This is a genomic window from Desulfococcus sp. (genome assembly GCF_041737845.1).
Lineage (GTDB): Bacteria > Desulfobacterota > Desulfobacteria > Desulfobacterales > Desulfococcaceae > Desulfococcus.
This window is the reverse complement of the sequence record NZ_JBGSQX010000011.1, coordinates 1-6,311: the sequence shown is the minus strand read 5'-3', so window position 1 is coordinate 6,311 and position 6,311 is coordinate 1. Positions and strand designations below refer to the sequence as shown.

Genomic DNA, 6,311 nt, shown 5'->3' with positions numbered 1-6,311 from the left:
GCCATGTTGGGGCGCACGGCCATGTAGGGGCGCACGGCCATGTAGGGGCGCACGGCCATGTAGGGGCGCACGGCCTTGTAGGGGCGCACGGCCATGTAGGGGCGAACGGCCGTGCGCCCCTACGACACGAATAATTTATCCGTTTCCCATCGGGCTGGATTGTTGCGGATGTATTCCCGGATTCGATTCAATTCGCATTCATTGCGGACGATATGTTCCCAATAATTGCGTTGCCATAATTTTGCGCCGGGTGTTTTCCGCAATTCATTGACCCTTATGGTCACGGCGGATTTGAACCCGGCCACCAACGATCCCAACGATTTCGGTGGCCGACGCAACATACGTTCGGCTGCGTCCGGTGGCGGTAGGGGCGCACGGATATGTCGTAGGGGCGCACGGCCGTGCGCCCCTACGGGATCACCCGCAATCACGACAATCCCGTGGAAATGATTGGGCATCACCACCCATTCGTCCAATTCGATTTCATGGCGGATTGTGGCGGTTTTCATCCATTCGTCGGCAACGATTTTCCCTGCGTCCTTCAACCGCATTTCGCCGTCAACGATATGCCCGAACAAACATTCCCTGTTCTGCGTGCAGGTGGTGACAAAATACGCCCCTGCCTGCGAATAATCATATCCCTGCAATCGGATGGAACGGCGGTTTCGTTGGGACATATGGCCGTGCGCCCATACGTTGGCCGAATCGTATTTCATTCGCGCTCGGCTCCTTCCATGATATTTTCCGTAACACAGACCCGGCCGGGGAGGAGGTCGCCCTGGAGGCCGGATTTGACCGACGCATCCGACATCACCGTGGCCGCCTACCAGAACTTTTTTTACCGGATCGAGCGGTTTCAGGCCGACAATGTGACCAAATTCGACATCAGCGCGCCCGACAAGCCCATCTGGCAGTTTTCGACCAATGACCCGGGCGACACCGGTAGCAGCAATCCCTACGACCTGCTTTTTGTCAGCGCTGAAAAAGCCTATCTCCTCCGATACGGCGCCACCCGGGCCTGGATCGTCAATCCGTCGGCAACCGATGCGTCCGGGTTTAAAGTATGGAGGCGGGCACTTACGCCGACACCCGGGGGAGGCTCTGGGTCTGCAACCAGACGGACGCAGAGGTGGTGATCCTCAATACCACGGATGACACCATCGACGAGAACGTCTGCACCAACCTGAACCCCACCCGGGTCGTCTTCACCACCGAATGCGAGCCGGATCCTGAATCGGAAACCGGTGACGACGGCGGTGGGTGGATCCCGCTGCTGCTGGCCGGGATCGGAGCCATATGCCTCGGGCGTTCTGCCTGTCAATGATGTATCCACATACCCACGATACCCGGCGCCGCCGTCCGTGAGTGTATGCGCGCACCAGGTGTTCCGATTCCCGTAAGGCTCGGAGGGCAAGGGATGGCCCTGACGGCGCCTGGTGCGCGCTACACGAACACTCATTTCCCCGGTGACGGATCCCCGGGGAGGAAATCTGCGCCGTCGGTCCTTTGGCCGAGGCGGTTCAAAGCGCTCGCCCCCAGACGCCCGGGGACCGTCGTCACCCTCGGGAAATCGCCCAGGGGGCTTTTTTCCGTGAGCAGCACACAGCCGTAGGCCGCCTCCAGGACGGGAAAGGTGAGGACCTCGTTGGGGGTGCCCAGGCTCAGGATCTCCCCGTCCTGAATCAGGAGCAGCCGGTCGCCGTACATGGCCGCCAGATTCAGATCGTGGGAGACCATGATGATGGTGATCCCTTTTTCCTGCTTGAGGTGCTCCAGCAGGTCCATCACCTGGATCTGGTGGGCCAGGTCGAGAAAGGCGGTGGGTTCGTCCAGCAGAAGGATTTCCGGCTCCTGGCAGAGGGCCTTGGCAATGAAGACCCGCTGGAGCTCGCCCCCGCTCAGGCAGTTCAGACGGCGGTCGGCCAGGTGGAGGATGTCGGTGACCGCCATGACCTGCAGGGCGACGGCCGTGTCCGCCCGGGTTTCAAATCCAAGGATCCCCTGGTGGGGCGCGCGCCCCATGAGGACCACCTCCCGGACCGAGAAGGGGAAGTCCACGGGGAGCTGCTGAGGAACGAAGGCGATGTGCCGCGCCAGGGCTTTTCGGGAAAATTCCGCAGCGGGCCGTCCCAGCACCTTCAGGCTGCCCGTTGCCCCCAGGATGCCCGCCAGGGTCTTCATCAGGGTCGTCTTGCCCGAACCGTTGGGGCCGATCAGGATGAAAAACTCCCCCCGGTCCACAGCAAAGGAAAGGTCTTTAAGGATCGGCGCATCCCGGTATCCATAGCACAGATGCCGGGTTTCAACGGCGGGACTTTTGTTTTTGAGGATCCTGTCTTCGGGGCTCATATCCTGGACCGCCTCAGCAGGTAGATAAAGAGCGGGGCGCCGATCATGGCCGTGATCACCCCCGTGGGCATCTCCCCCTGGGCCGGAAGCACCCTGGCGAGGATATCGCACAGGATCATGTAGGCCCCGCCCCCCAGGATGCAGGCGGGCACGAGGACGCGGTGATCCGGCCCCAGCACCAGCCGCAGCAGGTGGGGCATGACCAGCCCCACAAAGCCCAGGAGGCCGCAGTAGGAGACCGTGGCGCTCACCATGAGCGAGGTGCAGATGAGGAGAATCAGGGAGGCCGATCCGGTGTTGACCCCCAGGGTTTGGGCCGCCTCCTTCCCCATCAGCAGCAGGTTCATGACATTGGAGAACCGGAAGATCACGACAAAGCAGGGCAGGACGATGAGCGACAAAAGTCCGGCCTGGGCCAGGTCCGGCAGGGAGAGGTCGCCCATGAGCCAGAAGAGGATGTTGTGGATCCGGGAGTCCTGGGAAAGGGAGATGAGAAAGGTGATGACCGACGAGCAGAAGGCGTTGATCATGACGCCCGAGAGGAGCAGTGCGTCGTTCTTGAGCCGAAGCCCGCCCGCCCCCATGAACACGACCAGCGCCAGCACCGCCATGCTCCCGGAAAAGGCCATGAGGCAGACGCCGGGAAATCGCGAAAAGCCCAAAAGAATCCCGATGATGGCCCCTACGGCCGAACCGCCGGAGATCCCCAGGATGTAGGGCTCGGCCAGGGGGTTCCGGAGAAGTGCCTGGAACACCAGACCGCCCAGGGAGAGGGTCGATCCCACCAGGGCGCCCAGAATCACCCGGGGCAGCCGGATGCGCCAGATGATGCTGGCGAGCATGTCATTGTCCCCGCCTGTCCCCAGAAGTGCCTGAAGGGCGTCCGCCATCGACAGCCGGCTCGACCCCACGGAAATCCCGAGAAGCCCGAATGCCGCAAGCACCAGAAGCAGCGGCGCTGACACCCATAGGATCCTCCGAATCACCGCAGGTGCCGCCATGTCAATATTTACCCGCCAGATCGGGATGGATGATGTCGAACAATTGCGCAAGGCCGTCTGCCATCCGGGGGCCGGGGCGGTCCAGGACATCCGAGTCCAGAATATGAACCCGGCGGTTCCGGACGGCCGGCAGTTCCCGCCATCCCATCCATTCCTCTTTTACCTTCTGGAAGAGTTCCCCCCGTGCCATGGAGGTGATGATCAGGATCTCCGGCGCCAATGCCAGAACCTGTTCGCGGCTGAACCGGGGGTAGGGCGTGTCGCCCGCGGCAAGGTTACGTCCGCCCGCAGATTCGATCAATTCATGGAGAAAGGTCGGGGTGCCCACGGAGACAATCGGACTGACCCCGATCTGGAAAAAAACGCCGGGACGCTCTTTTGCACCCGACGCAAGCTGACGGATGCGCGACACCCGGCCCTTCATGTCTGCGACCATCGACGATGCCGCCTCGGCCGCATTCAGAAGATCACCGATGCTCAGAATGGCCGCCATCACCGTATCGAGGCTCCTGGGGTCCACTGCATACACGGGGATATTCAACATTTCCAAGCGGCTGACCACATCCACGGGGTTGCCGTCCTTGACGGCGATGCAGAGATCCGGCCCCAGGGCCGTGATTTTCTCGAGATCCAGCCGGATGTAGGACCCGACCTTGGGGAGCCGGTCCGCCTCCGGCGGATAATCGCTGAACTGGGTCGCCCCCACCAGGCGGCTTTCCTGTTTCAGGGCGAAGACAATTTCGGTGACGCTGGGGGCCAGAGCCACGACGCGCCGAGGGTTCGCCGGGACCCGGACCGAGCGTCCGGCCTGATCCCTGACGATCCGGGTCTCCGCAGCGAATAGAGACACCGACGGCGCTATCCCCATGAGCAGAAGGGACATTACCAGAGAGTATCGCAGAATTCTGGGGTTCATGTTCGACAGGTTGAGGCAAAGAGGGTTGGGTTAGGTCACTGAAACAGGGTTCCGCCTGAATACGACCCTTTCTGTGTAGTGGCTTTTCCCGGCCGGGTCAAGCCCCAAAGCGCAATGGATTTATGGATGTTCCAAACCCGGATCCGGAATATGCTCGGCAATCACCCTGCCGGTGACCGATCCGTCGCAGCCGGGCAGGGTGTCGATCTCCCTGCGAAGCGCAGCGGCAACGGCCCTCAGGCCCAGGGCCGCGTCCGCCACGTTGCAGGCAATGCGAGATACTCCTTTTAGTTGGAACTCCCATCGCCTGGTGGCTGGCACGCACCAGGAGTCGATGGCAAGGACCGGCAGGGGCCGTGGTGGCGCGCCACTGGTCCTTCCACCATCTGTACTCGGTTTCTGTGGAGGCGCTTGAGCACGGCCAGGCCCATCACCTTTCCGGGATCATGCCGGTCTTTTCCGTTGTGATTTGACGATATGGTGTTATTTTATCATCATTCAATCAAATCAACCCACAATACCCCAAAGGAGGTCGCCATGCTTTGCAGTCTGTCCAATCTGGATCAACAGAAGGTGATGGCCGTCCAGTCTCTCGAAAAGGAGACGGGGACGACGATTCTGGCCTTTTCCTGCAAGGACCTGAAACCGAAGATGCTGACCGCCGAGCAGCTGGCCAAAATCCAGAAGCTCGAAAAGGAACTCTCCCTCTCCCTCGTGGCCGTCGATGCCTGATCCATAGACGGTTAACCCCGATCTCAGTTCATGCCCCTTTCGCTGGAAGGGGCATCTTTTTTGGCCGCCTGAAGCACCTCGATACATTTTGCGGCATCCCGGGCCGTTGCGCTTTCCGGGGAGGCGTTGCACAAAGTTCTTGCGAAACAGGCCTCCGCATCCGTGAGCCGCTTCAACTTCAAGGCGGCCATACCCTCTTTGAGGCTCATCCTGCCGTCGCCGTCATCGAGGGCGGCGCCCTTCCGGTATGCGGCGATGCTTGCCTGAAGGTCTCCCAGGTGGAAGCAGATGTCCCCCACGCGCGCCCAGCGCTTCGCCGTAGGAGCCTTGGCAGCGGCCAGACGGGCGCTTTCCAGGGCCTGCTCCAGGTTCCGGGCCGCCAGCCAGGTGTCGGCCAAACGGTCCAGGTCCCCGGGAACCGGATCATCCCCAAAAGCCTTCCGGTAAGCCTGTACCGCCTGGATCGGCACCCCCGCCAGGCGGTACAGGTCTCCCAGATTCCGCCACCCTCTGCGGTCCGGAGGCGACAGACGATACGCCACGGAAAGGGCCGCGGCCGCCCCGGCGTAGTTGCCACCCGCGGAACGGACCGCCCCGATGTTCTCCCAGGCCTCCGCCCTGCAGGGCAGGATCGCTGCAGCGGACGTGAAACAGGCTTCCGCTTGTGCCGGCTGCTTCAAACGAAAATGGGCCGTGCCCATCAGAAAGGAGAGGTGGTAATGCCGTATCCGGGGGTGGGCGGCGGCATAGGCCGACAGGAGTTCCAGGGCCGCCCGATTCCGGCCCCCGGCCAGGGATTTCCGGGCCTTTTCCAGAACGCCGTAAAGCTCCCGGTCAACGGCCGGCGGGTCGGGGCACGCCGGCCTTGAGCCGGCCCACAGGGGCCCGGCCATGCAAAGCACCAAAATCAGGCTCAGCCGAAACCTTTTCATCGCGTCCTCCATCGGGGTCAATCGAGTTTGAACTGTATGGTGGTTTCCACCCAGACATCCACGGGCCGCCCCGATTTGATCCCCGCCCGGAACCGCCACCGGGGAACGGCCTCCCGGACGGCGGCATCGAAAACATCCTTCGGAGAAGATGACAGAATGGTCAGATCATGCACCCGGCCGTTCCGGTCCACGAGGAATCGAATCTTGACCCACCCTTCGATATTTCGGCGCCGGGCCCGGTAGGGGTAGGCGGGCCGGGGCTGTCCCACAACAGAGGGAACCGTATCGACCTGGTCCATGGCATACCCCCTTCCGCCGCCTGTTTCCACCGGGGCGGCCGCAGGGGGCGCAGTCGGCCATCGCGGCGGGCAACTGTGTGGT

At 62.2% G+C, this 6,311-nt stretch carries 9 protein-coding genes; 3 read left to right on the top strand and 6 right to left on the bottom strand.

All coding sequences use genetic code 11. The features are described 5' to 3' along the window. Nucleotides 1-119 precede the first annotated feature (119 nt). Nucleotides 120-716, bottom strand: a complete 597-nt coding sequence (locus ACEW8N_RS01060; RefSeq protein ID WP_373497934.1) for a transposase — start codon at nucleotides 714-716, stop codon at nucleotides 120-122. A 75-nt stretch (nucleotides 717-791) separates the two neighbouring features. Between ACEW8N_RS01060 and ACEW8N_RS01055 the strand changes: the two genes are divergently transcribed. Beyond that, entirely contained in the window at nucleotides 792-1,136 is a 345-nt protein-coding gene (locus ACEW8N_RS01055) for a hypothetical protein (protein ID WP_373497933.1), read from the top strand. Further along, the gene (locus ACEW8N_RS01050) at nucleotides 1,130-1,324 is read left to right on the top strand and encodes a hypothetical protein (RefSeq protein ID WP_373497932.1); all 195 of its coding nucleotides are present in this window, start codon (nucleotides 1,130-1,132) and stop codon (nucleotides 1,322-1,324) included. The genes ACEW8N_RS01055 and ACEW8N_RS01050 overlap by 7 nt, the downstream gene beginning before the upstream one ends. A gap of 131 nt (nucleotides 1,325-1,455) precedes the next feature. Here the strand turns inward: ACEW8N_RS01050 and ACEW8N_RS01045 are convergent, their stop codons facing one another. From ACEW8N_RS01045 to ACEW8N_RS01035, 3 genes are read right to left on the bottom strand one after another with little or no spacing between them, the layout of a single operon-like run. Beyond that, nucleotides 1,456-2,349 (bottom strand): ABC transporter ATP-binding protein, encoded by an 894-nt coding sequence (locus tag ACEW8N_RS01045; RefSeq protein WP_373497931.1) that lies wholly within the window; start codon nucleotides 2,347-2,349, stop codon nucleotides 1,456-1,458. Then, nucleotides 2,346-3,314 carry a FecCD family ABC transporter permease gene (locus ACEW8N_RS01040; RefSeq protein ID WP_373497930.1) on the bottom strand — a complete coding sequence of 323 codons (969 nt, stop codon included), beginning with the start codon at nucleotides 3,312-3,314 and terminating at the stop codon, nucleotides 2,346-2,348. The genes ACEW8N_RS01045 and ACEW8N_RS01040 overlap by 4 nt, the downstream gene beginning before the upstream one ends. A 37-nt stretch (nucleotides 3,315-3,351) precedes the next feature. Further along, complete coding sequence (locus tag ACEW8N_RS01035; protein WP_373497929.1) at nucleotides 3,352-4,200, bottom strand: ABC transporter substrate-binding protein; 849 nt, start codon at nucleotides 4,198-4,200, stop codon at nucleotides 3,352-3,354. Nucleotides 4,201-4,803: 603 nt separating this feature from the next. Between ACEW8N_RS01035 and ACEW8N_RS01030 the strand changes: the two genes are divergently transcribed. Next, a complete protein-coding gene (locus ACEW8N_RS01030; RefSeq protein ID WP_373497928.1) occupies nucleotides 4,804-4,998 on the top strand; it encodes a hypothetical protein in 195 nt (64 codons plus the stop codon). A gap of 23 nt (nucleotides 4,999-5,021) precedes the next feature. Here the strand turns inward: ACEW8N_RS01030 and ACEW8N_RS01025 are convergent, their stop codons facing one another. Together ACEW8N_RS01025 and ACEW8N_RS01020 are read right to left on the bottom strand one after the other, a co-directional pair. After that, on the bottom strand, nucleotides 5,022-5,930 hold the full coding sequence (locus ACEW8N_RS01025) for a tetratricopeptide repeat protein (RefSeq protein WP_373497927.1): 909 nt from the start codon (nucleotides 5,928-5,930) through the stop codon (nucleotides 5,022-5,024). A gap of 17 nt (nucleotides 5,931-5,947) precedes the next feature. After that, on the bottom strand, nucleotides 5,948-6,311 hold a 364-nt coding region (locus tag ACEW8N_RS01020; RefSeq protein WP_373497926.1), incomplete at its 5' end, for an energy transducer TonB.

Bases quoted from the DNA above. Each gene is read 5' to 3' on its own strand.
- ACEW8N_RS01025 (WP_373497927.1), bottom strand. From the start codon at position 5,930: ATGAAAAGGTTTCGGCTGAGCCTGATTTTGGTGCTTTGCATGGCCGGG.
- ACEW8N_RS01060 (WP_373497934.1), bottom strand. From the start codon at position 716: ATGAAATACGATTCGGCCAACGTATGGGCGCACGGCCATATGTCCCAA.
- ACEW8N_RS01030 (WP_373497928.1), top strand. From the start codon at position 4,804: ATGCTTTGCAGTCTGTCCAATCTGGATCAACAGAAGGTGATGGCCGTC.
- ACEW8N_RS01045 (WP_373497931.1), bottom strand. From the start codon at position 2,349: ATGAGCCCCGAAGACAGGATCCTCAAAAACAAAAGTCCCGCCGTTGAA.